The 263-nt window shown below is 44.9% G+C and carries 1 protein-coding gene; it reads right to left on the reverse strand.

What is annotated here, in order from left to right:
- A partial coding sequence (locus tag C6N31_RS47405; protein WP_198359732.1) for a ubiquitin-conjugating enzyme E2 occupies nucleotides 1-263 on the reverse strand: 263 nt, incomplete at both ends.

Raw genomic sequence — 263 nt, forward strand, 5'->3', positions numbered from 1 at the left:
CCGGCACCAGAGGATCATCAGGATTTGGATCCGTCAGAAGAGAACAGATTGAGAGCAACACCTTGGAAATTGTAAGGGCTGGGCTCCACTGCTCCTTCAATATATCAAGACAAATGCTCCCATTGCTGTTAATATTTGGGTGGAACACCTTTGTTCTGAATGCCACCTTAGGTGGCTTAAATGGATAATCTGGAGGAAAATGAATAGAAACAAGGAAAACCCCTCCTGAATATGGGCTATCAGTTGGACCCATGATGGTTGCT

Origin of the sequence: Streptomyces fildesensis, from assembly GCF_016107395.1 — a bacterium.
Classification (GTDB): domain Bacteria; phylum Actinomycetota; class Actinomycetes; order Streptomycetales; family Streptomycetaceae; genus Actinacidiphila; species Actinacidiphila fildesensis.